Source organism: Martinezella sp. CNPSo 3957, assembly GCF_057784395.1.
In genome coordinates this window covers 150,406-173,058 of the sequence record NZ_JBXSOU010000009.1, presented here as the reverse complement: position 1 = coordinate 173,058, position 22,653 = coordinate 150,406, and the positions used below count along the sequence as shown (strand labels likewise).

Genomic DNA, 22,653 nt, shown 5'->3' with positions numbered 1-22,653 from the left:
CAAGTATCTGCCGGCGCGAATCGCAAGATAGGCAAGCAACCATTGATAGCATTTCATCGAATTACGTCGAGGAATACCGTTTTGCTTCAGTAGCTTACAAACTCATGATGGCCGCCGATTTTATGTCAAAATTGGCGCCGCGAACCCCAGCCGAATGCTTGCAATATCATATATTGTGACATAGGCTCCCTTCATTCCGCCGCCGCGCGGACCCGGTGCCAGGAGGAAAGGCACCCGCGTCTGGCGATGTCGATTTCATGCCTGATCCTAAGCAAAAGACCTGCAAAAAGGCTCTTCGCACGGGATCCTGCAACAACAAGGGGAACTCAAAAAATGACCGCTACCACACTCGCCAGCCTCGCCTCGGCCCTGCTTTCGGGCTCCGTCAAGGTCGTCGATCTCACCGCGCCGCTCGGACCCGACACACCGGTGCTCTACCTGCCGCCACAGTTCGGTAAGAACACGCCCAGCGTCAAGGTCCATACCATCTCCGAATACAACCAGGACGGCCCGTTCTGGGCCTGGAACTGGCTGGAGCTCGGCGAGCACACCGGCACACATTTCGATGCGCCCTGCCACTGGATCACCGGCAAAGATAATCCGAACAACACGACCGACACCATCCCCCCGCAGAACTTCGTGGCACCGGTCAATGTCATCGACCGCTCCAAGGAAGCCGCCGCGAATCCCGATTATTTGCTGACGGTCGAGAACATCAAGGAATGGGAAGCCCAGCATGGCGCAATCGAGGCCGGCAGCTGGGTGCTGCTGCGCACCGACTGGTACAAGCGCAACGGTTCGACGGAAACCTTCCTGAACGCTGATGAAAACGGCCCGCACTCTCCCGGCCCGACGGCGGAAGCGATCGAATACCTGCTCACCAAGGGCATCATCGGCTGGGGTTCCGAAACGATCGGCACCGATGCCGGATCTGCCGGCGGCATGAACCCGCCTTTCCCGGCACACAACCTCATGCACAAGGCCAACCGGTACGGCCTCGCCAGCCTCTCGAATCTCGACCAGCTTCCTGCCAAGGGCGCCGTGCTGATCGCTGCCCCACTGAAGTTCGTCAAGGGCACCGGCTCGCCGGTTCGCGCACTGGCATTGATTGCATGATTGGCTGGAAAGGTGGAGCCTTGAGGGCAGGCTCCACCTTTCCGTTCATCTTGTCAGCGAGGGGCGGCAGCAATGGGCGAACATGATTACATCATTGTCGGCAGCGGCATAAATGCGCTTGTCGCAGCAGCAATGCTTGGCAAGAAGGGCTACAAGGTACTCATCCTTGAGCGCAACGACCGCATCGGCGGTTGCCTGCGCACCGAGGAGATCACCGAGCCCGGATTCATCCATGATGTCATGGCAACGACCATGGTGCTGTTCCTCACCTCGCCGGCCTATGGCGCCATCGGCAAGGATCTTGAGGCGCGAGGCCTGGAATTCGCCCATGCCGACCTTCCCACGGGCGTGCTCCGTCCCGACGGTTCGCATGTGATCTTTTCCAAGAACAGGCAGCGAAATATCGCCGCTTTCGACAAATTGTCGCCTGGTGACGGGCAAACCTTTTCCCGTGAGATGGAAGCCCTTGCGGCCGACGCGCCATTCCTGTTTTCCCTGCTTGGCGGTGCGCTATGGTCGGGATCGACCCTGAAGACCGTTGCAAAGCAAGGCTGGAGCCGCGGGTTGCGGAAGCTCGCGGCATGGTTTGGCGAGGCCCTGACGCCAGCGCGCGGCTATCTCGAAACCAGTTACAGGTCCGAGGATATTCATGCCCTCTGGGCGCCTTGGGTGCTCCACTGCGGCCTCGGCCCGGAAAGCGCCTATTCCGCCGAGATGCTGAAGGTGATCGGTTTCGCGCTGGAACTCGGCGGCGCGCCGATCGTCAAGGGCGGCGCCGACAAACTGCTCACGGCCTTCGAACGGTTGATTACCGATCATGGCGGTGAAATTCGTGTGAACGCGGATGTCGCGGCCATCATTCCGGACCATAATCGCAGCGCCGATGGCGTGCGTCTTGCGAATGGCGAAATATTGAAGGCGAAGGCGGGGGTAATCTGCTCGACAACGCCCAACCAGCTTTACGAACGGCTGATGAAGGACTGGCCGGATCCGCTGCCGCCGGAGGTCAAATCGGGCGTTGCCAGCTATCGCTACGGCAAGGGCGACATGCAGATACACTACGCGCTTTCCGAGCCGCCGCGCTGGAAAGCCAACGCCGAACTCGGCAAGGTGGCGCTGCTGCACCTGACCCCAGGTCTCGACGGCGTCTCGCGCGCCGCCAATGAATGCGAACGCGGGCTTCTGCCCGCCGAACCCACCGTCTGTGTGGGCCAGCCCGTCGCACTCGACCCCACCCGCGCCCCGCAAGGTAAATCGATCCTCTGGCTGCAACTTCCTGAAGCTCCACGCCGCATCAAGGGCGATGCCGCGGGCGAAATCGAAACGCCTGAAGACGGCCGCTGGACGGAAGAGGTGCGCGAGCGCTACGCCGACCGCATCGAAGCTCTGCTTGCGAGCCATATCGAGGATTTTGCAAACGTCAAGCTCGCGCGCCGCGCCTACTCTCCGGCGGATCTGGAAGCGATGAACATGAACCTCGTCGGTGGCGATCCCTACGGGGGCTATTGCGGCCTCGACCAGTTTTTCATCTGGCGTCCCTTCAAGTCATCTGTTAACCACCGCACCCACATATCCGGCCTTTACCACATCGGCGCTTCCGCGCATCCCGGTCCAGGCCTTGGTGGGGGCTCCGGCTTCCTGCTCGCAGCATCGCTGAAATAACAAGTTTCCGGAGGAACATCGTCGATGGAGGAGCGGTTTTCAGGCACCGTTTTGCGGCGCAATCGAGATGAGAACGCAAAACGTCCAACCATGGGCGAAATCGGCCTCAATCACTTCGCGCCCTATCTGATGAACCGGCTGATGGCGCGCTGGAACGCCAATCTGCTGGAGGAGCTGCGCGAATACGATATGACGACTGCGAAGATGCGGACGCTCGCCGTTCTCAGCGTCTCTTCCAGCCTTACGATCAACGAGCTCTCCGTCTTCGCCGTGACCGAGCAGTCGACGATGAGCCGCACCTTGGACTCGCTCGAACAGCAGGGCTACATCCGCCGCCAACCCCGCGCCGAAGACATGCGCATTCGCGACGTCTCGATCACCGAGGAAGGCCGCGCCGCCTTCGAGAAGGTGTGGCCGACCATGTACGACCTCTTCCTGCAAATGTTCGATGGCGTCGACGAGGCCGAATATCGCACCTTCATCTCGACCCTGCACAAGGTGCTGCAGAATATCAGGAAGCACGAGATCTGAGGCAACGCTTATCCCGCCAAGGGCGAGATAAGATTCCGCGCTCGCGGGAACCTCAAAGCGTCGCTACAGTCTTCAATGCGCCATCGAGCGCCGTACCTTGCTCATCCAGCAACGCCGCCTGGCGCAGCCGCTTCATCCACGCAGCTCCATCGTCGCGGTCGCGAAGAAGCGGCAGCGCCGACATGACGCGATCGAACTTGGATAGCCCGCGCGCATGCGTATCGGAATAACCTTTGACGAGGCGGCGATTGCCCAGCACCTCGACGGCGAGATCGTAATTCACGGCCAGCAGATTGGAGGCCGCTGCAAGCCAGGCCTCGCGATGCTCGACTTCGCGGGCATGCCGCAGCGTGCCGCGACGGATGCGGCGTAGCGCCGAGACCATATAGAGGCCGAGGAACCAGAACAGCGTACCCGTCTGAACGCGACGCCCCTTGTTGACGAAGCGGTCGAGCCGGGCAAACAGGCGCGGCCGGTTTTCGATCCAGAGACCCATTCCTTTCGGCATCGTGCCACAGATCTCCTCCATGCGCGGATGCATGTATTCGGTCATGTAGACGATCTGATCGTCCTTGGCGCCGACCTCCTTGCGAACGCGCTCGAAGCGCGAGCCACGCACCTTCAGATCGGCAACGCGAATGACGTCGTCATAGGCCATAGCGACTGCGACATACTTCGCCGCCTGCACGGTGAAGGCAAAATCCTTGCTTGCGCCGCCAGCCTTGCGATCCAGCGCATGAAGTGCCGCGACACGGCTCAGATATTCGTCGGCATAGGCCGGGTCCTGATAATCGGTCAGCTTCTTGACGCCCGCAAACAGCAGCGGCCAGGCTACTTCCGGAAATTCGGAACGCATGCGATTGACCAGCCGATCGAGCGCCGGATGGCCGGCGGTTTCAGGCAGCGCATCGAAATGCTTGGGCGGCGTTGCCGAAACGGCATCGCGCGGCTTTTCCTTGACGCGGTCGAAGGCGGCATTGAACGCCTTCAGGCTGGGCTCGATGCCCTTGCCGCCGGCGCGGATCATCGCTTCGAAAGCCTGCTTGCCGAACGGCAGCGCACCGGAGCCGGCCAGCGCGCCGAACATGGAGGCCGAAATCACGCTGCCGTTCCTGACGGCCATCGTTTCCATGTCGAAAGCGATGGTGCGCTTGGCGGCGAAATCCGTAGCATCGACCACCACCTCGGCATTGCCGATGCCATCACCCGGCTTTTCCTTTTCCGCAACCGCAAAGGAACGGTGCGTCGAGGCGATCAGCAGCGTCTTGTCCGGGGTGACGAGGCCGCGCAGCACAGAGCGGCCAGCCTCCATCAGCTCTGCCGCCATGACGACATCGACATCACCCGGCGTCGGCATCAGAGAGAAGATCGGCTCGTGACCATCCTTCGCCGGCAGCATCTCGATATAGTAGATTGTCGCGCCCGTACGCTGGGCAACGCCCGGCACAGACGTCGTCTGCGCCATCCAGCGTTCGGCTTCCGCAAGTCCGACGATCCAGTCGGCCAGGACGCCACCGCCCTGCCCGCCCATGGCGAGGATGGCAAGCGACAGCGGCTTGTCCGTCGAAAGCCTGGCAGCGCCGAGATCACTCATGCTCACATGCTCGTTCATCTCGCCCTCTCAATCTGAAAAGACGATGCGGCCGGCGCGGCGGCGTGCCTGCAGCCAACCGATGACGCCGGAACGCATGCGAGCGACAAAGCGATCCCAGCCCGTCGGGTTATGGATGATATCGGCCCGGTAGAAGGAGGGACAGAGCACCGCCGCCTCCGAGACCTCACCGCAATTGCCGCAGCCGACGCAATTATTGTCGATCGCCGCCACCGGATCGTCCTTCAGCGGATCGTCGGTATGCTTGACCGACAGCGAAGGACAGCCGGAAAGGCGGATGCAGGCGTGATCGCCGGTGCAGACGTCCTCATCCACGCCGAAGCGCTCCTTGACCATGCGCTTGCCGTCCTTCACCGCCTTGGCGAATTGCGGCTTCACGCGACGCTGCTTGTTGAGCATGCATTCCGAGGAAGCGACGATGATCTTCGGCCCCGCCTCCTTCGAGGTTAGAGCCTCGCGCAGCGTGTCGCGCATCTTGGCGACGTCATAAGTCCGGTCGATCTGGCGCACCCAGGTCGCGCCTATGCCCTTGACGGCATTGACGATCGAATTGTTGGTCTTGCGGCGTGGGTTGAGGGCACGCGACGACGGTATGTCCTGCCCGCCGGTCGCCGCCGAATAATAGTTGTCGACGACGAGGATGACGCCATCCTGCTTGTTGAAGACGGCATTACCGACAGAGGTCGCAAGGCCATTGTGCCAGAAGCCGCCATCGCCCATGACCGAAATCACGCGCTTGTCAGCCGCGACATTGAAGGCCGAGGCCGCTGCCGGCCCGAGCCCGTAGCCCATGGTCGTGCTGCCGATATTGAAGGGCGGTAGGATGGAGAAGAGGTGACAGCCAATATCGCCTGATATGTGATGCTGGCCGAGTTCGCTCTCCACCATCTTCATGGCGGCGAAGATCGGCCGCTCGGGACAGCCGATGCAGAAGCCGGGCGGGCGCGGTGGCACGACTTCGGCCAACGCCTTGATCTTGGGATCGTTGAGAACAGGCGTCGGATCCGGCAGCGGTGGCTGGTTGCCGAGCAGCACGCGCTGATGGATCTCCAGAAAATTCTTGATGCCCTTCATCAATACGGGTGCTGTATATTCGCCGCCCATCGGCAGCACGTCTTTGCCCGCGACCTTGGTCTGGATATCGCGGCGGCGCAGGATGGTATTGAGGGACTGCTCGATATACTCAGGCGCCCCCTCCTCCACCATCAGCACGGCCTTCTTGCCGGCGCAGAATTCGGCGATCTGGTCATCCACAAGCGGATAGGCGACGTTGAGGACGTAAAGCGGCACGGCGGAATTGCCGTAGACATCGGCAAGTCCGAGCTGCTGCAGCGCACGCAGCACGCCATTATACATGCCGCCGAGCAGGATGATGCCGACATCGCCCTCGGAGGGTCCGAAATACTCGTTGAGCTGGCGCTTCCTGATGAAATCGACGGCGGCGGGCCATCGCTTCTCCAGCTTCTCCTTCTCGTGCAGGAAGGATGCCGGCGGCAGCACGATGCGATTGACGTCGCGGACCGGATTTTCAAGCGCCTGCTTCAGCGTATAGGCCGGCCGCTTGTTGTCCTTGGCGACGAACTGACCATGCACATGACAGCTACGGATGCCGACCTGCAGCATGACGGGCGTGTTCGATACTTCCGAAAGCTCGAACCCCTCTTCCACCGCCTGCACGATCGACGGCAGGTTCGGGCGCGGGTTGAGCAGCCACATCTGCGATTTCATCGCATAGGCATGGCTGCGCTCCTGCATGATGGAAGAGCCCTCGCCGTAATCCTCACCGATGATGATGAGTGCGCCGCCGGTGACACCGCCGGAAGACAGGTTGGAAAGCGCATCGGAGGCTACATTGGTACCAGCCGTCGATTTCCAGGTGACGGCGCCGCGCACCGGATACATGACGGAGGCAGACAGCATGGCGGCGGCCGCCGCCTCCGAAGCCGATGTTTCGAAGTGGACACCCAGATCCTGCATCACATCCTTGGCGTCGGCCAATACATCCATGAGATGGGAAATCGGCGAACCCTGATAGCCGCCGACGTAGGAGACGCCGGATTGCAGAAGTGCCTTGGTGATCGCGAGAATACCCTCGCCGCGGAAGATGTCGCCTTCCCCGAGCTTCAGATCCTCGACCTCGCGCGTAAACGATCGCTCGGCCATGACGTTACCCCTTTGCCCTTGTGGGCTTGTTTTAAATCATTTGCAAAATCATATTTTGAACTTCCTTAAGCTGTCAACGAACAAATATGAAATCCAGCTGGATGGAGTAAGTTCGAAGCGGTAAGCCATTGCCTTCCTTCTTCCACATCGGAACCTTCGCTCCCTGGGTTGCAGCGCAGATATATGCGTACGCATTTAATATGGATGCCAAAAAAGCATCGGATTCTTTACAAGCACCAGAGAAAGCTCTTGCCGCTCCAAAATATGTATTTTAAGATTAAAACATTCCGACAATAAATCGCCAGCGGCAGTTGGGCGTCATGCTTTTCTGTCGCTTAACAGGGGAACGGAGTGACCATGACAACGCTTACTCGGCGCGAGGCCCTGAGCCTCGGCGCAGCAGCATTCATGACTGGGATTCTAGCCGGCAAAACGCCGGTGGAAGCAGCCGAAGCCGGCACACTGACCATCGCCTTCAACGTCAATTTGCCCTCTTTCGATCCGACGACCGGCCCATCCGCCGTCAACCCGACGATCCAGGCAATCTATCGCTCCGTCTTCGACCAGTTCATCGGCCAGGGACCGGACCTGAAATTCCAGCCGGGCCTGCTGACGGCCTGGGGTTGGAACGACGACAAGACCAAGGTCTGGATGGACGTTCGCGAAGGCGTCACCTGGCACGACGGCTCCAAGTTCACTCCGGACGATGTCGTCTGGTCGCTGGAGCGCGCCGCCAAGCAGGACACGGGCAACCCGATCCAGTTCATCTGGTCGACCGCCAATAATTACCAAGTGGAAGGCAACCGCATCACCGGCGATGTCGTCCGCTTCGAGCCGACTTTCTTCAAATGGATGGCATTCCTCACCGGCTACGTCCTGCCGAGGGATTATTACACCAAGGTAGGCGCACAGGGCTTCGAAAAGAAGCCGATCGGCACCGGCCCCTATATGGTCGATGCCTATGAGGGCAATTCCTATCTGCGCCTGAAGGCAAACCCGAACTATTTCGGCGGCAAGCCCGCCTTCGACACTGTCATCTTCAAGTTCGTGCCGGATACGACGAGCCGCGTGGCCGAAATCGAGTCCGGCTCGTCCGACGTGACGCTGGAAATACCCTATGAGGATTTCGACCGGCTGAAGAAGAAGTCCGGTCTTGCTGGCGTCGCCACCCCGATCTCCGACATCGGCATGATCTTCATCAGCAATGTTGATCCGATGCTCGACAAGAATGTCCGTCTCGCCGCCAACATGGCGATCGACAAGGAAGCGATCATCAAGCGGCTCCTGCGCGGCTACGGCAACGCCCTGTCGACGCTGGAAGCGCCGGAATATGAGGCCTACGACGCGTCAGTCAAAACCCCTTACGATCCGGAACAGGCCAAGAAGCTCCTGGCGGCCAGTGGCTATTCGCCGGAAAAGCCGGTGAAATTCACCATCAAGACGACCCGCGGTTTCAAGCCGAAGGATTACGAGATGATCCAGGCGATCGTCGGCATGTGGCGCAAGGTCGGCATCGAGGCTGAAATCGAAGTCTACGAAATTGCCAAGCACTACGAGCTGCGCGCCGCCCATCAGCTCGGGCCGGCCGCCTTCTACAACTGGGGCAACGCCATCGGCGATCCGACGACCTCGACCGGCTTTGCCATGTTCGGCCCCTCGCCGCACTCCGCCTGGAAGACCAAGGATGTCGACGACATGCTGGGGCCGCTCTGGGGCGAAAAGGACGAGGCAAAGCGCATTGCCGGCTGGAAGGCGGCGATCAAATACATCGCCGAACAGGGCTATGTGATCCCGCTGCTGCAATATGCCCAGCCGATCGTCTACAAATCGAGCCTCAAGATCACGCCAAACGTCTCCGGCGCCCTGCAGCCGACGCTGGTGTCGAAGGGTTGATATCGCTGTTGTGGCGTTGCCCCCTCACCCTAACCCTCTCCCCGCAAGCGGGGAGAGGGAACGACCTTTGTATCCTCGCCGAAATAAGTCGTTAGGGGTAGGCTGCAGGTGCCTCTTTCCCCTTCTCCCCGTCAAAACGGGGAGAAGGTGCCCGACAGGGCAGATGAGGGGCTTAGAGCCCCCATCGCCATAGCCGTGCGATCGGAACTCATAACGCATGATAGCAGTCTCCATATTGAACCGCCTCATCATGGCCGCGATCACCCTCTTCGGAGTGGCGGTGATCGTCTTCGTCCTGCTGCGCGTCGTGCCGGGCGATCCGATCGCGATGATGATCTCGCCGGGTGCAAGCCCTGCCGATATCGCAGCACTGCGCGCCCATTACGGGCTCGATGCGAGCCTGACCACGCAATTCTGGCTCTGGCTGAAATCGGTTCTGATAGGCGACTTCGGCACATCGATTTCCCTGAAGCGCGATGTATTGTCCCTGCTTGTGGAGCGCCTCCCCGCAACGCTAGAACTCGCTTTCGCCGCGCTAGTCCTAGCGGTTCTTCTCGGCGGCGCGGTCGCGATCGTCGGCACGCTCGCCCGCCGCACGGTTTTCGAGCCTTTGATCGACAGCTTCAATGGCCTTTTTCTTGCCGTTCCGGATTTCGTCTGGGCACTTGCGCTGGTCCTCGTGCTCGGCGTCCTCTTTCCGCTTTTTCCGCTCTCCGGCCGTATCGATCCGAGCATCGACGCACAATTCGCGACCCCCTTCTATCTCCTCGAAAGCCTGCTGACGCTTCGCTTTGCGATCTTCGCCGATATCTGCGCGCATATGGTCATGCCGGTCCTGGCGCTCGGCCTGCCGCTCGCCGCCATCATCGCCCGCGTGCTCAAGGCCGCACTCTCCGAGGCCATGGTGCAGGACTATATCCTGCTCGCCAAATTGAAAGGAATGTCCGAGCTGCGACTGGTATTGCAGGAGGCGCTACGCAATGCCGTCGGCCCGACGATCGCGCTGACCGGCGTGCAATTCACCTTCCTGATCGGCGGCACAGTCATCGTCGAGCGCATCTTCGCCTATCCCGGCATCGGCAACATGGCGATCGATGCCGTGATCAACCGCGACCTGCCGCTGATCCAGGGGCTTGTCCTGGTCTTCGGCGCCATCTTCATTCTCGTCAATCTGGCAGTCGACCTTCTGGTCGCGGCCTTCAATCCGAGGCTCGCCCATGGCTGACGTCACCTCGCCCGCCATGCGACGCTCGCCCTCCAGAATGGCGAAACGCCTGCGCGCATTGCTCGCCGAGCCGAAGGTGATCTTCGGCGGCGGCTTCATTCTCATCCTCCTCATCCTTGCAATCTTCGCGCCCTATATCGCGCCGAAGGACCCGCTGGAGCAGGATCTGATGTCCGGTACTTTGCCGCCGGCATGGATCGAAGGCTCCGATCCCGGCTTCCTGCTCGGCACGGACGATCTCGGCCGCGACGTGCTCTCCCGCGCCATCTTCGGTACGCGCATCGCGCTGACGGTTGCCTTCGTCGCAGCCGGCCTCGCAGCCTTGATCGGCACGCTGCTCGGCCTTCTCGCCGGCTGGTATGGCGGCTGGATCGACAAGGTGATCTCCCGCCTTGTCGATATCTGGATGGCCTTCCCGCCAGTGCTTTTGTCGATCCTATTGGTTGCAGTCTTCGGCTCCGGCGTGCATTCGGTCATCGCGGCCATCGTCATCATCGACTGGACACGCTTCTGCCGCGTCGTGCGCTCGGAAACACAGGCGCAGGCGCGGATGGATTATGTGACCGCCGCCCACACGATCGGCTTTTCGCGGGTGCGAATCCTTTTCAGCGAAATCCTGCCCAACGTGACGCCGGTGCTGATCGCCCTTGTCAGCCTGGAAATGGGTATTGCCGTCATCGTCGAGGCCATCCTGTCCTTCGTCGGCCTGTCGGTCGCCTCCGACACGCCGACCTGGGGCGGCATGATCGCGGAGGGACGGCAGATGATCTATCAGGGCTGGTGGGTGCTGGTCGTACCGCTGATTGCGCTGTTCGCAACGGTGCTTGCCTTCAATCAACTCGGCGATGGCCTGCGCCGCGCCCTCGATCCGGTCATGCGCCGATGACATCTCCACTCCTCTCCATTACCGGCCTCAACGCCGTATCCGACCGCGACGGCGGCACACCGATCCTGCGCGATGTTTCCCTGACATTGGAACGCGGCGAAGTGCGCGGGCTGGTCGGCGAAAGTGGCGCCGGAAAATCGACCATCGCCAAGGCTCTGCTCGGCATCCTGCCACGCAGCGTCCGCATCACGAATGGATCGATCCTGTTCGACAACCGCAACCTCCTCACCCTCCCTGCCAGGGAATTGCGAGACATCATGGGCAGCGAAATCTCGCTGATCCCGCAGGACCCGCAAACCGCACTCAATCCCGGCCGCCGCATCGAGGCGCAGCTGACCGATGGCCTGCGGTTGAAGCGGGGCATGTCATCGGGCGATGCACGGCGGCGCGCGCTGAAGCTGCTGGAAGAAGTGCATATCCGCGATCCCGAGCGCGTGCTGCGCGCCTATCCCCATGAACTGTCCGGCGGCATGCGCCAGCGCATCCTGATTGCCGCCGCCTTCGCGCTGGAGCCGAAATTGGTCGTCGCAGACGAGCCCACTACCGCGCTCGACGTCACCGTGCAGAAGCAGATCCTGCGGCTGATCCGCGGCCTGCAGGAAGCGCATGGCACCGCCGTCATCTTCGTCACCCACGATCTCGGCGTCGTCGCCCAGATCTGCGACAGCGTCACGCTGCTGTACGCAGGCAAGGTTATCGAGGAGGGACGTACAAGCGACGTGCTTGCGCATCCCCAGCATATCTACACGAGATCTTTGATAGCAGCCGGGCCGCGCTACGACCGGCCGGATGCCGGGCTGACGCCGGTCCCGCAAGCAGTCTTCGAGCAGTTACGCCGCGAAATCGGCATTTCGGAGGGCGGCCGATGAGCGTTTCCGATAATCTCCTATCCGCTAAGGGCATCGAGGTGACCTACGGCGCCAAGCCGCATCTTTTCGGGCCGCCGGGCCACGGCATCAAGGTGCTGCACGGCGTCGATATCGATATCCGCCGCGGCGAAACCGTCGGCATTGTCGGCGAAAGCGGCTCGGGCAAGACGACCCTCGGCCGCGCCCTGCTGCGGCTGGTCGATGTGACGGCAGGCAGCATCCATTTCGATGGCAGAGATATCACGCGTCTGCCGGCTACAGACATGCGGCCGCTGCGTCGGCGCATGCAGATGATCTTTCAGGACCCGATGGCCTCACTCAACCCGCGCCACACGATCCGCCGCATCCTCGTCGAACCGCTGCTTCTGCACAAACTTGCTTCGGACAGAAAAGAGGCCGAGCGGCAGGTTGCCGAAATCCTTGAACGGGTGACGCTCCCTCAGGCATGCCTCGAGCGCAATCCGCATGAACTCTCGGGCGGCCAGCGCCAGCGCATCGGCATCGCGCGTGCGGCTTTGCTGAAGCCGGATTTCGTGCTCGCCGACGAGATCGTCTCCGGCCTTGACGTGTCGACGCAGGCGCAGGTTTTGAATCTGCTGAAGGAGCTTTCGCGCGATCTCGGCCTCTCCATGGCCTTCATCAGCCACGACCTCTCGGTCATCCGCGCCATCTGCGACCGGGTCTATGTCATGCGCCACGGCCGCGTCGAGGAGGAAGGCGATTGCGAGCGCGTCTTCACCGCACCCGCCTCCGCCTACACCCGCATGCTGCTCGACGCCATTCCCCTGCCGGAAGTCGACCCGCATTGGCTCGGTCGCGAAAACCTGATGGAAGCGTCCGATGCATGAAGGTCGCCCGATCAGGGCGCAAAGTTTGCGCTTGAGCCGCAGGTGCCAGCGAGACCGCGACAACATCGGCATATGGAAAGGGAAGACCCCATGAAGGATCCTGTTTCAGCAGCAACAAAGACCACGGGCTTGCCCGGTCTTCGCGGTCACGACCATACGGGACTGACGGTGCCGGATATGAAGCAGGCGGTCGATTTCTTCGAAAACGTACTCGGCTGCGAGGTCATCATGTCGTTCGGCCCATTCGCGGACGACAAGGGCACTTTCATGACCGATCTGCTCGGCGTCGATCCCAAGGCTAAAATAAAACAGATAACCCAGGTGCGATGTGGTTTCGGATCGAACATCGAACTGTTCGAATATTCAGCGCCCGACCAGCGGGACCTCAAGCAGAAGAATAGCGATATCGGTGCGTTTCACATCTCGCTCTATGTGGACGACATCGACGCAGCAAAGGCTTATTTGGACAGCAGGAACGTCGCGACGCGGTTAGGACCGCTGCCAATTACAGACGGTCCGGCGGCAGGCCAGTCGATCCTCTATTTCCAGGCACCCTGGGGCCTGCAGTTCGAGGCTATCAGCTATCCCAAGGGCATGGCTTACGAAAAGGACGCCGAAACCGTGCTGTGGAGCCCGAAAGATCCGGGTAAGTGAAGCGAGATGTCGCCTGACGGTATCCTCAGTTACGCAGCCGGAAGCGCTGAATCTTGCCGGATTCCGTCTTCGGCAAGGCTTCGACGAAGACGATGGAACGCGGATATTTATAAGGCGCGATGACGGCCTTCACATGATCCTGCAGCGCCTTGACCAGCAGATCCGAGCCGGTAATACCGGGCGCCAGCACCACATGGGCCTGCACGATATGGCCCCGTTCCTCGTCCGGCTTGCCGATCACAGCGCATTCAAGCACATCGGCATGCGAAAGAAGCGCAGCTTCGACTTCCGGCCCGGCAATATTGTAGCCGGCGGAAAGAATGATGTCGTCAGAGCGAGCGGCGAAGTGGAAATAGCCCTCCTCGTCCTGAATGAAGCTGTCGCCGGTTACATTCCAGCCATCTCGTACATAATCGGCTTGCCTGCAATCGGCGAGATAACGGCAGCCGATCGGCCCGCGAACGACGAGCTTGCCGATGGTGCCGCGCGGAACCTCGTTCATTTCTTCATCGACGACACGGGCCTCATAGCCCTTCAGCGGCCTGCCCGTGCAGTTCGGCCTGGCATCGGAGAGATGATTGGAGATGAAGATATGCAGCATCTCGGTCGAGCCGATGCCGTCGAGGATCGGCTTGCCGGTCTTACATGTCCACTCTTCGAAGATCGGCCCCGGCAACGTCTCGCCGGCAGAAACCGCGATGCGAAGCGAGGAAAGATCCGCCCCCTCCTCCATCGCCGCCAGCATGGCGCGATAGGCCGTCGGTGCGGTGAAGCTGATGGTCGCGCCGTACTCCTGGATAATCTCGACCATGTTCTTCGGCGAAGCGTTTTCCAGCAGCGCCGTCGACGCGCCGAAGCGCAAGGGGAAGACGACCAAACCGCCGAGCCCGAAGGTGAAGGCGATCGGCGGCGAGCCGATAAAGACGTCATCCGGCGTCACCTGCAGGACTTCCTTGGCATAGCCGTCGGCGATGATCAGAATATCGCGATGGAAATGCATCGTCGCCTTCGGCACACCCGTCGAACCCGAGGTGAAGCCGAGCAGCGCCACGTCATCCCGCCCGGTTTTGACCGCTTCAAAGCGCACCGGCTTGTTGAGCGCGATGCGGTCAAGCTCGGCATCATGGTTGGCGGTGCCGTCGAAGCCCACCACCTGCTTCAGGAAGCGGCTATCCTTGGCTGCAGTGACGAGTTCTTCGAGCAGTCTCGTATCGCAAAGCGCAAACGAGATTTCCGCCTTGTCGATAATCTTCGAAAGCTCGCCGGCCCGCAGCATCGGCATGGTATTGACGGCAACGGCGCCGACCTTCGTCACCGCCAGCCAGCAGGCGATCATGGCGGGGTTGTTGCCGGAACGGATGAGGACACGATTGCCCGGCTTGACGCCGAAATTCTCGATGAGCGCGTGTGCGATGCGGTTGGTCCAGTCCGCCAGCTCCTTGTAGGTGCGGCGGCGGCCGTTGCCGATGAGGGCCACATGATCGGCGAAACCCTTCTCCACCATTCGGTCACTCAGCTCGAAGCCAGCATTCAGCCATTCCGGATAGTCGAAACCCGCCATCCGCAGCTCGGGCCATTCGTCGAAAGGCGGCAGATTGTCTCGCGTGAATGTATCGGTATGACCAGTCGGTCCCAGCATCGCCTTGCTCCCGCATCTTATCGATCAATCGCCACGACAGCCGTTTCCTCGCGACGCATGTGGCGTTGCTAAAAAAGATCGCACTGAAGCCTGCAATGTTCAAGCAAGAAAGTTTAAGCATAAACTATTTTTGAATTCCCATTGATTTAGAAGGAAAATTCTCAATTTTCACGGTGTCGTGACCATCAGCCCTCCGCAGATTCAGGCAGGAAAAGCCTTGACGAACGGCATCGACAAGATATTTTAAGTTTAAATGATTTTGAGATCGGCTCCGGCTGGACGAGGAGGGAAAGCGATGCGCATCGTCTGTATCGGCGGCGGCCCCGCAGGGCTTTACTTCGCGCTTCTGATGAAGAAGCTCCATCCGGAGCACTCCATCCGCGTCGTCGAGCGCAATCGCCCCTATGATACCTTCGGCTGGGGCGTCGTCTTCTCCGATGCGACCATGGTTTCGATGCGGGAATGGGACCCGGAAAGTGCCGCCGAAATCGAGGACGCCTTCAACCATTGGGACGATATCGAAGTCCTCTTCAAGGGCACGCGCCAGCGCACCTCGGGCCACGGTTTCGTCGGTATCGGCCGCAAGAAGCTTTTGAACATCCTGCAGCGCCGCTGCGAGGCGCTCGGCGTGGAGCTTATCTTCGAAACGGACGTCAATTCCGATCTCGACTATCCCGATGCCGATCTGGTCATCGGCTCGGACGGCCTCAATTCGCGCATTCGCAACCATTATCCGGAGGTCTTCCAGCCGGATATGATCACACGGCCGAACCGCTATATCTGGCTCGGCACCAACAAGCTTTTCGACGCCTTCACCTTCGATTTCCGCCGCACCGATCACGGCTGGTTCCAGGCGCATATCTACAAGTTCGACGACAAGACCTCGACCTTCATCGTCGAGACGACGGAAGAGGCCTATCTTGCCCATGGCCTCGACAGGATGGATCAGGACGGCTCCATCGCCTTCTGCGAAAACCTGTTTTCCGAAGTGCTCGAAGGCGCTTCGCTGATGACCAATGCCCGCCACATCCGCGGCTCGGCATGGTTGAACTTCAACCGCCTGATCTGCGGCAAGTGGAGCCATTTCAACGGCAATTCGCATGTCGTGCTGATGGGTGACGCCGCCCACACCGCGCATTTCGCCATCGGCTCCGGCACGAAGCTTGCCATCGACGACGCCATCGAGCTCACCCACCAGTTCCAGATCCACGGGCACGAGAAGGACAAAATCCCGGCAGTCCTCGAGACCTACGAAGAAATCCGCCGCGTCGACGTCGCCCGCATCCAGAATGCTGCCCGCAATGCGATGGAATGGTTCGAAGTCGTCGGCCGTCGCTATGCCGACACGCTCGAACCGCCGCAATTCATGTATTCGATGCTGACCCGCTCTCAGCGCATCAGCCACGAAAATCTGCGGCTGCGCGACAAGACCTGGCTTGAAGGCTATGAGCGCTGGTTCGCCGAAAAATCCGGCCTCGCCGTCGGTAACGACCGCTGCCTGCCGCCGATGTTCACGCCCTATCGCCTCCGGGATGTCCAACTTATCAACCGCATCGTTATGTCTCCGATGGCGATGTACTCGGCTGAAAATGGCGTGATGAACGATTTCCATATCGTCCATCTCGGTTCGCGCGCCCTTGGTGGCGCAGGGCTGATCTTCGCGGAAATGACCTGCGTCACGCCCGATGCCCGCATCACGCCCGGCTGCCTCGGCCTCTGGAATGAGGAGCAGGCGACGCAATGGAAACGCCTTGTCGATTTCGTTCACACGAATAGCGCCGCGAAGGTCGGCATCCAGCTCGGCCATGCCGGCCGCAAGGGCGCGACGAAACTTGCCTGGGAAGGCATCGACCAGCCACTCCCCGGAGGCGACTGGCCGTTGATCTCCGCTTCGGCTGTTCCCTATCTCAAGAACAGTCAGGTGCCGAAGGCCATGGATCGCGTCGATATGGACCGCGTCAGGGCCGACTTCATCCGCTCGACCGAGCTTGCGATCGAGACCGGTGCCGACTGGCTGGAACTGCATTGCGCCCATGGCTATCTGCTGTCGAGCTTCCTGTCGCCGCTGACCAATCTGCGCGATGACGAGTATGGCGGCAGCCATGAAAACCGCGCCCGCTACCCCCTTGAAATCTTCCAGGCAATCCGCGCCATCTGGCCGGCGGACAAGCCGATCTCGATCCGCCTCTCCTGCCATGACTGGACTGACGGCGGTAACACACCGGAAGATGCGGCGATCTTCGCGCGCATGTTCAAGGAAGCCGGCGCCGATCTGATCGACTGCTCCTCCGGCCAGGTCTCGAAACAGGAAAAGCCGGTTTACGGCCGCCTGTTCCAGACGCCCTTCTCCGACAAGATCCGCAACGAGATTGGCATCCCCACAATTGCCGTTGGCGCGATTTCCGAGGCCGATCACGCCAATTCGATCATCGCCGCCGGCCGTGCTGATCTCTGTGCCATCGCCCGCCCGCATCTGGCCGATCCGGCCTGGTCACTGCATGAAGCCGCCAAGATCGGCCTGACTTCCATTCCCTGGCCGAAGCAATATCTTTCCGGCAAGACGCAATATGAAACCAACCTCGCCCGTGCGACCACCACCGTACCGGCGAAATGAGGATGATATGACGACTTCGGGCAAACTCGCCGGCCGTCACGCCCTCGTCACCGGGGCCGGCAGCGGCATAGGTGCGGCGATCGCCAAGGCGCTTGCCGTGGAGGGCGCGCGCGTCAGTCTCGCCGGTCGCCGCCGCGAGCCGCTGGAATCGGTTGCCGCCGAAATCGGCGTGCACGCTTTTGTCGTCGATGGCTTCGATGTCACCAGCCCCGACGCCGTGACCCAAGGCCTTGGCAAGGCACGCGAAAAATTCGGTCCTGTCGATATCCTCATCAACAATGCCGGTGAGGCGCCGAGCGCGCCCTTCGAGAAGACGACCTTGGAGGCTTGGAACCACGTCCTCTCCGTCGACCTCACAGGTGTCTTCGTTGTGACGCAGGCAGTCCTTCCCGACCTAAAGGCTCGTGGCCACGGCGCACACATCATCAACATCGCCTCGACGGCCGGCCTGAAGGGCTACGCTTACGTTTCGGCTTACGTCGCCGCCAAGCATGGCGTCGTCGGCCTCACCCGCTCGCTGGCGCTGGAACTGGCGAAAACCGGTATCACCGTCAACGCCGTCTGCCCCGGCTTCACCGATACGCCGATCATCCAGCGCTCGATCGAGACGATCGTCGCCAAGACCGGTCGGACGGCCGAACAGGCGCTTGCCGAGTTGACGAAGTCCAATCCGCAGGGACGGCTCGTCAAGCCGCAAGAGATCGCCGATACCGTGCTATGGCTGGCCTCGCCGGCCGCAGCATCGATCAATGGACAGGCAATTGCGGTTGCCGGTGGGGAGATTTGAGGGATGAGCGATCGGGATATGACGATGAAGGGGCATCTGAAGCCCTTCAAGGACTACAAGCCGGAGCACTTCCTTTGGGACGTCAGCGAAGACGGCCGTGTCGCCACCATCCGCCTCAACCGTCCCGAACGTAAGAATCCGCTGACCTTCGATAGCTATGCCGAACTGCGCGATCTCTTCCGCGATCTCGTCTATGCATCCGATATCCGCGCCATCGTGCTGACCGGCGCCGGCGGCAATTTCTCTTCCGGTGGCGATGTCTTCGAGATCATCGAGCCGCTGACCCGCATGGCAATGCCCGAGCTTTTGGCCTTCACCCGCATGACCGGCGATCTCGTCAAGGCGATGCGCAAATGTCCGCAGCCGATCATTGCGGCAGTCGACGGCATCTGCGCCGGCGCCGGCGCTATCCTCGCGATGGCCTCCGATCTGCGGCTGGCAACGCCGGAAGCCAAGACTGCCTTCCTCTTCACCCGTGTCGGCCTTGCCGGTGCCGATATGGGCGCCTGCGGCATCCTTCCCCGCATCATCGGCCAGGGCCGCGCCGCCGAACTCCTCTTCACCGGCCGATCGATGACGGCAGCGGAAGGACAGGCCTGGGGCTTCTATAACGGTCTTCACGCCAGCGCCGATCTGGAGCAGGAAGCGGTCAAGCTCGCCCGCTCGCTGGCCGACGGCCCATGGTTCGCCCATGGCATGACCAAGACCATGCTGAACCAGGAATGGGCGATGGGCATTGACGAAATGATCGAATCCGAAGCGCAGGCGCAGGCGATCTGCATGGCAACGCAGGATTTCCGCCGCGCCTTTGAAGCCTTCGCGGCCAAGCGCCGGCCGGAATTCCAGGGGGATTGAGATGATGTCTACGGCAAGCGGCCTCGCCGGCCCGACCCGCGATCATCTGGATTGGCCTTTCTTCGAGGAGCGTCATCATCGCTACGCTGCGGAAGTGGATGCTTTCGCAAAGTCCGGCGTCATGGCTTCGATCGATCACGCCGATGTCGATGGTGCGTGCCGGAAGCTGGTCAAGGCGCTGGGCGAAGCCGGGCTGTTGACCGCCGCCACTGGGTCTTCCGACAGCGAACCGCTGATCGATTCCCGCATGGTCTGCCTTGCCCGCGAAACGCTCGCCTGGCATGACGGCCTTGCCGATTTTGCCTTTGCCATGCAAGGGCTCGGCACGGGCGCCATCGGCCTTTCCGGCTCGCCCGAATTGCGCTCGGCCGTTCTGCCCAGGGTGCGCTCGGGTGACTGGCTCGCCGCCTTCGCGCTATCGGAAAAGGACGCCGGCTCCGATGTGGCGGCCATGAGCTGTGCTGCACGCCTCGACGACGATCACTATGTTCTCGACGGTGAGAAGACATGGATTTCCAATGGCGGTATTGCCGACGTCTACACCGTCTTCGCGCGCACCGGCGAAGCGCCGGGCACGCGCGGCATCTCTGCCTTCATCGTCTTTGCCGATGATCCCGGTTTTTCGATTGCTGAGCGCATCGAGGTGATCGCACCGCATCCACTGGCAACGATCTGTTTTGAGAACTGCCGCATTCCCGCTTCCCGCCGCCTCGGCGCGCCCGGCGAAGGCTTCAAGATCGCCATGCGCACGCTCGATATCTTCCGCGCCTCGGTCGCCGCTGCCGGCCTGGGTTTCGCCCGCCGCGCGCTTGATGAATCGCTTGCCCATGCGCGGTCACGTCCGATGTTCGGCGCGGCGCTGGCCGACCTTCAGTTGACGCAGGCCGCCCTCGGCGATATGGCGACCGGCATCGACGCGGCGGCATTGCTCACCTACCGGGCAGCCTGGCGTCGCGACGTGCAGCGATTGCCGACGACGCGCGAGGCGGCCATGGCGAAGATGACGGCGACGGAAACCGCGCAGAGTGTCATCGACCGCGCCGTCCAGCTCTTTGGCGGGCGCGGCGTGAAATCGGGCGAGATAACGGAAAAACTCTATCGGGAGATCCGCGCGCTTCGCATCTATGAAGGTGCGACGGAAGTTCAGAAACTCATCGTCGCGCGCGAACTTTTGAAGACCTAGAGCAATTCCAGGAAAAGTGCGAAGCGGTTTTCCGCCCGGAATTGCGTGAACAAAAAACTTGAGCGGTTCAGTGCTAACTGGAAACACTGAAACGCTCTAATGGGAGATACCAGCATGAGCCGCGAGATTTTCGACTGGGCCGACCCGTTCCGGCTGACGGAACAGCTGAGCGACGACGAACGAATGGTGCTGGATACCGCCCATTCCTATGCGCAGGAAAAGCTCGCGCCCCGCGTCCTCGAAGCCTTCCGCCACGAAAAAACCGATCCGGCGATCTTCCGCGAAATGGGTGAACTCGGCCTGCTCGGCCCGACGATCTCGCCGGAATATGGCGGTGCTGGCCTGAGCTACGTCGCCTACGGCCTGATTGCCCGCGAAGTCGAACGCGTCGACAGCGGTTATCGCTCGATGATGAGCGTGCAGTCCTCGCTCGTCATGGTGCCGATTGAAACCTTTGGCTCGGAAGCGCAGAAGCAGAAGTACCTGCCGAAACTCGCTGCCGGCGAATGGATCGGCTGCTTCGGCCTCACCGAGCCGAACCACGGCTCCGATCCCGGCTCGATGGTGACCCGCGCAAAGAAAGTCGATGGCGGCTACAGCCTGACCGGCGCCAAGACCTGGATCTCGAACGCGCCGATCGCCGATGTTTTCGTCGTCTGGGCAAAGACCGAGGACGGCCTCATCCGCGGCTTCATTCTTGAGAAGGGCTGGAAGGGCCTTTCCGCACCCGCCATCCACGGCAAGGTGGGCCTGCGCGCATCTATCACCGGCGAAGTCGTGATGGAGAATGTCTTCGTGCCGGAAGAAAACCTGATGCCGAACGTATCCGGCCTCAAGGGCCCCTTCACCTGCCTCAACTCCGCACGCTTCGGCATCGCCTGGGGTGCGCTCGGCGCGGCGGAGGATTGCTATGCCAGGGCACGCCAGTATGTGCTCGACCGCAAGCAGTTCGGCCGTCCCCTTGCCGCCAACCAGCTGATCCAGAAGAAGCTTGCCGACATGGTGACCGAGATCACGCTCGGCCTGCAGGGTTGCCTGCGCCTCGGCCGCATGAAGGAAGAAGGCCATCCGCCGGTCGAGCTCACCTCCATCCTCAAGCGCAACAGCTGCGGCAAGGCGCTGGATATCGCCCGCGCTGCCCGCGACATGCTTGGTGGTAACGGCATCTCGGATGAGTTTGGCATCGCGCGTCATCTCGTCAACCTTGAGGTGGTCAATACCTATGAGGGCACGCACGACATCCACGCCCTCATCCTCGGCCGCGCCATTACCGGCATCGCCGCCTTTTCGAACTGAGGCGGCCGTGGCGTTTAGAACCACCAGACCCCTGCGCTTCGGAGATTGCGATCCCTCCGGGATCGCCTATTTCCCCTCGTACCTGAACATACTCGTCGGAGTGCTGGAAGACTATTTCGCCTCGATCGGCTTTTCCTGGCGAAAATTGATCGACGACCGCCGCATCGGTGTCCCCACGGTGCGGCTCGACCTGACCTTCATGAAGCCGGGCCTGCAAGGTGACGATCTCGAATTCGCCCTTGCCGTCCATGGTGTCGGCCGCTCCTCGCTCGATCTCGAACATCAGGTTTCGGCAAACGGCTATGTGCTGTGGACGGCCAAACACCGCGTCGTCGCCACCTCGCTCGATACGCATAGATCCATTGAATGGCCGGATGACCTCCGCGCCGCACTGACCTCTCATTTGGAGACGACCGATGCACACCATCCTGCAACCTGAGGGCTGGGCCAAGCCGATCGGCTATGCCAATGGCATGGCGGCGACGGGCCGTATGGTGTTCGTCGGCGGCCAGGTCGGCTGGAATGCCGCATGCGAATTCGAAAGCGACGATTTCGTCGAGCAGGTGCGCCAGACATTGAAGAATGTCGTCGCCATTCTTGCCGAGGGTGGCGCCGAGCCGAAGCACATCACATCGATGACCTGGTATTTCACCGATAAGCAGGAATATCTCAGTAATCTGAAAGGAATCGGTCAGGCCTATCGCGAGATCATCGGCCGGCACTTCCCGGCCATGGCCGCCGTGCAGGTCGTCGCGCTCGTCGAGGATCGCGCCAAGATCGAGATCCAGGCGACCGCAGTCATCCCGGAATAACACCAGAC

Annotated in this window: 19 protein-coding genes; 16 read left to right on the top strand and 3 right to left on the bottom strand. The window is 61.2% G+C overall.

Features of this window, described 5'->3' with window-relative positions; translation table 11 throughout:
- Positions 1-333: 333 nt before the first annotated feature.
- The 3 genes from AC13QE_RS21250 (at position 334) to AC13QE_RS21240 (ending at position 3,309) form a co-directional block, all read left to right on the top strand.
- On the top strand, positions 334-1,116 hold the full coding sequence (locus tag AC13QE_RS21250) for a cyclase family protein (RefSeq protein ID WP_488485139.1): 783 nt from the start codon (positions 334-336) through the stop codon (positions 1,114-1,116).
- Between the two features lie 72 nt (positions 1,117-1,188).
- Positions 1,189-2,778 carry a phytoene desaturase family protein gene (locus AC13QE_RS21245; protein ID WP_488485138.1) on the top strand — a complete coding sequence of 530 codons (1,590 nt, stop codon included), beginning with the start codon at positions 1,189-1,191 and terminating at the stop codon, positions 2,776-2,778.
- A 24-nt stretch (positions 2,779-2,802) separates the two neighbouring features.
- Positions 2,803-3,309, top strand: coding sequence for a MarR family winged helix-turn-helix transcriptional regulator (locus AC13QE_RS21240; protein WP_015340911.1), 507 nt, complete (start codon positions 2,803-2,805; stop codon positions 3,307-3,309).
- A 52-nt stretch (positions 3,310-3,361) separates the two neighbouring features.
- Here AC13QE_RS21240 and AC13QE_RS21235 read toward each other — a convergent pair whose 3' ends face one another.
- On the bottom strand, positions 3,362-4,921 hold the full coding sequence (locus AC13QE_RS21235; RefSeq protein ID WP_488485137.1) for an indolepyruvate oxidoreductase subunit beta family protein: 1,560 nt from the start codon (positions 4,919-4,921) through the stop codon (positions 3,362-3,364).
- A gap of 9 nt (positions 4,922-4,930) precedes the next feature.
- Complete coding sequence (locus AC13QE_RS21230) at positions 4,931-7,084, bottom strand: thiamine pyrophosphate-dependent enzyme (protein ID WP_488485136.1); 2,154 nt, start codon at positions 7,082-7,084, stop codon at positions 4,931-4,933.
- A 357-nt stretch (positions 7,085-7,441) separates the two neighbouring features.
- On the opposite strand from AC13QE_RS21230, the gene AC13QE_RS21225 reads away from it, so the two are divergent.
- The 6 genes from AC13QE_RS21225 to AC13QE_RS21200 all read left to right on the top strand — a co-directional run bounded on the left by AC13QE_RS21225 (position 7,442) and on the right by AC13QE_RS21200 (position 13,459).
- Positions 7,442-8,977: an ABC transporter substrate-binding protein gene (locus AC13QE_RS21225; protein WP_488485135.1), complete on the top strand. Its 1,536-nt coding sequence runs from the start codon at positions 7,442-7,444 to the stop codon at positions 8,975-8,977.
- Between the two features lie 217 nt (positions 8,978-9,194).
- On the top strand, positions 9,195-10,202 hold the full coding sequence (locus AC13QE_RS21220) for an ABC transporter permease (protein ID WP_488485134.1): 1,008 nt from the start codon (positions 9,195-9,197) through the stop codon (positions 10,200-10,202).
- Positions 10,195-11,088: an ABC transporter permease gene (locus AC13QE_RS21215; protein ID WP_488485133.1), complete on the top strand. Its 894-nt coding sequence runs from the start codon at positions 10,195-10,197 to the stop codon at positions 11,086-11,088. Before AC13QE_RS21220 ends, AC13QE_RS21215 begins: the two co-directional genes overlap by 8 nt.
- Entirely contained in the window at positions 11,085-11,957 is an 873-nt protein-coding gene (locus tag AC13QE_RS21210; RefSeq protein WP_488485132.1) for an ABC transporter ATP-binding protein, read from the top strand. Before AC13QE_RS21215 ends, AC13QE_RS21210 begins: the two co-directional genes overlap by 4 nt.
- On the top strand, positions 11,954-12,805 hold the full coding sequence (locus AC13QE_RS21205) for an ATP-binding cassette domain-containing protein (RefSeq protein WP_488485131.1): 852 nt from the start codon (positions 11,954-11,956) through the stop codon (positions 12,803-12,805). The genes AC13QE_RS21210 and AC13QE_RS21205 overlap by 4 nt, the downstream gene beginning before the upstream one ends.
- 90 nt (positions 12,806-12,895) lie before the next feature.
- Positions 12,896-13,459, top strand: a complete 564-nt coding sequence (locus AC13QE_RS21200; protein WP_488485130.1) for a VOC family protein — start codon at positions 12,896-12,898, stop codon at positions 13,457-13,459.
- Positions 13,460-13,484: 25 nt separating this feature from the next.
- Here the strand turns inward: AC13QE_RS21200 and AC13QE_RS21195 are convergent, their stop codons facing one another.
- Positions 13,485-15,098, bottom strand: a complete 1,614-nt coding sequence (locus tag AC13QE_RS21195) for an AMP-binding protein (RefSeq protein ID WP_488485129.1) — start codon at positions 15,096-15,098, stop codon at positions 13,485-13,487.
- Positions 15,099-15,393: 295 nt separating this feature from the next.
- Here AC13QE_RS21195 and AC13QE_RS21190 point away from each other — a divergent pair, with 295 nt between their 5' ends.
- The 7 genes from AC13QE_RS21190 to AC13QE_RS21160 all read left to right on the top strand — a co-directional run bounded on the left by AC13QE_RS21190 (position 15,394) and on the right by AC13QE_RS21160 (position 22,645).
- Positions 15,394-17,712, top strand: coding sequence for a bifunctional salicylyl-CoA 5-hydroxylase/oxidoreductase (locus AC13QE_RS21190; protein WP_488485128.1), 2,319 nt, complete (start codon positions 15,394-15,396; stop codon positions 17,710-17,712).
- 7 nt (positions 17,713-17,719) lie between these two features.
- Positions 17,720-18,499: an SDR family NAD(P)-dependent oxidoreductase gene (locus tag AC13QE_RS21185; RefSeq protein ID WP_488485127.1), complete on the top strand. Its 780-nt coding sequence runs from the start codon at positions 17,720-17,722 to the stop codon at positions 18,497-18,499.
- A gap of 3 nt (positions 18,500-18,502) precedes the next feature.
- Positions 18,503-19,354, top strand: coding sequence for an enoyl-CoA hydratase family protein (locus tag AC13QE_RS21180; protein WP_488485126.1), 852 nt, complete (start codon positions 18,503-18,505; stop codon positions 19,352-19,354).
- 1 nt (position 19,355) lies between these two features.
- On the top strand, positions 19,356-20,537 hold the full coding sequence (locus AC13QE_RS21175) for an acyl-CoA dehydrogenase family protein (protein ID WP_488485125.1): 1,182 nt from the start codon (positions 19,356-19,358) through the stop codon (positions 20,535-20,537).
- Positions 20,538-20,651: 114 nt separating this feature from the next.
- The gene (locus tag AC13QE_RS21170; protein WP_488485124.1) at positions 20,652-21,833 is read left to right on the top strand and encodes an acyl-CoA dehydrogenase; all 1,182 of its coding nucleotides are present in this window, start codon (positions 20,652-20,654) and stop codon (positions 21,831-21,833) included.
- A 7-nt stretch (positions 21,834-21,840) separates the two neighbouring features.
- Positions 21,841-22,272 carry an acyl-CoA thioesterase gene (locus tag AC13QE_RS21165; RefSeq protein ID WP_488485123.1) on the top strand — a complete coding sequence of 144 codons (432 nt, stop codon included), beginning with the start codon at positions 21,841-21,843 and terminating at the stop codon, positions 22,270-22,272.
- Complete coding sequence (locus AC13QE_RS21160) at positions 22,250-22,645, top strand: RidA family protein (protein ID WP_132717415.1); 396 nt, start codon at positions 22,250-22,252, stop codon at positions 22,643-22,645. The genes AC13QE_RS21165 and AC13QE_RS21160 overlap by 23 nt, the downstream gene beginning before the upstream one ends.
- Positions 22,646-22,653: the final 8 nt, after the last annotated feature.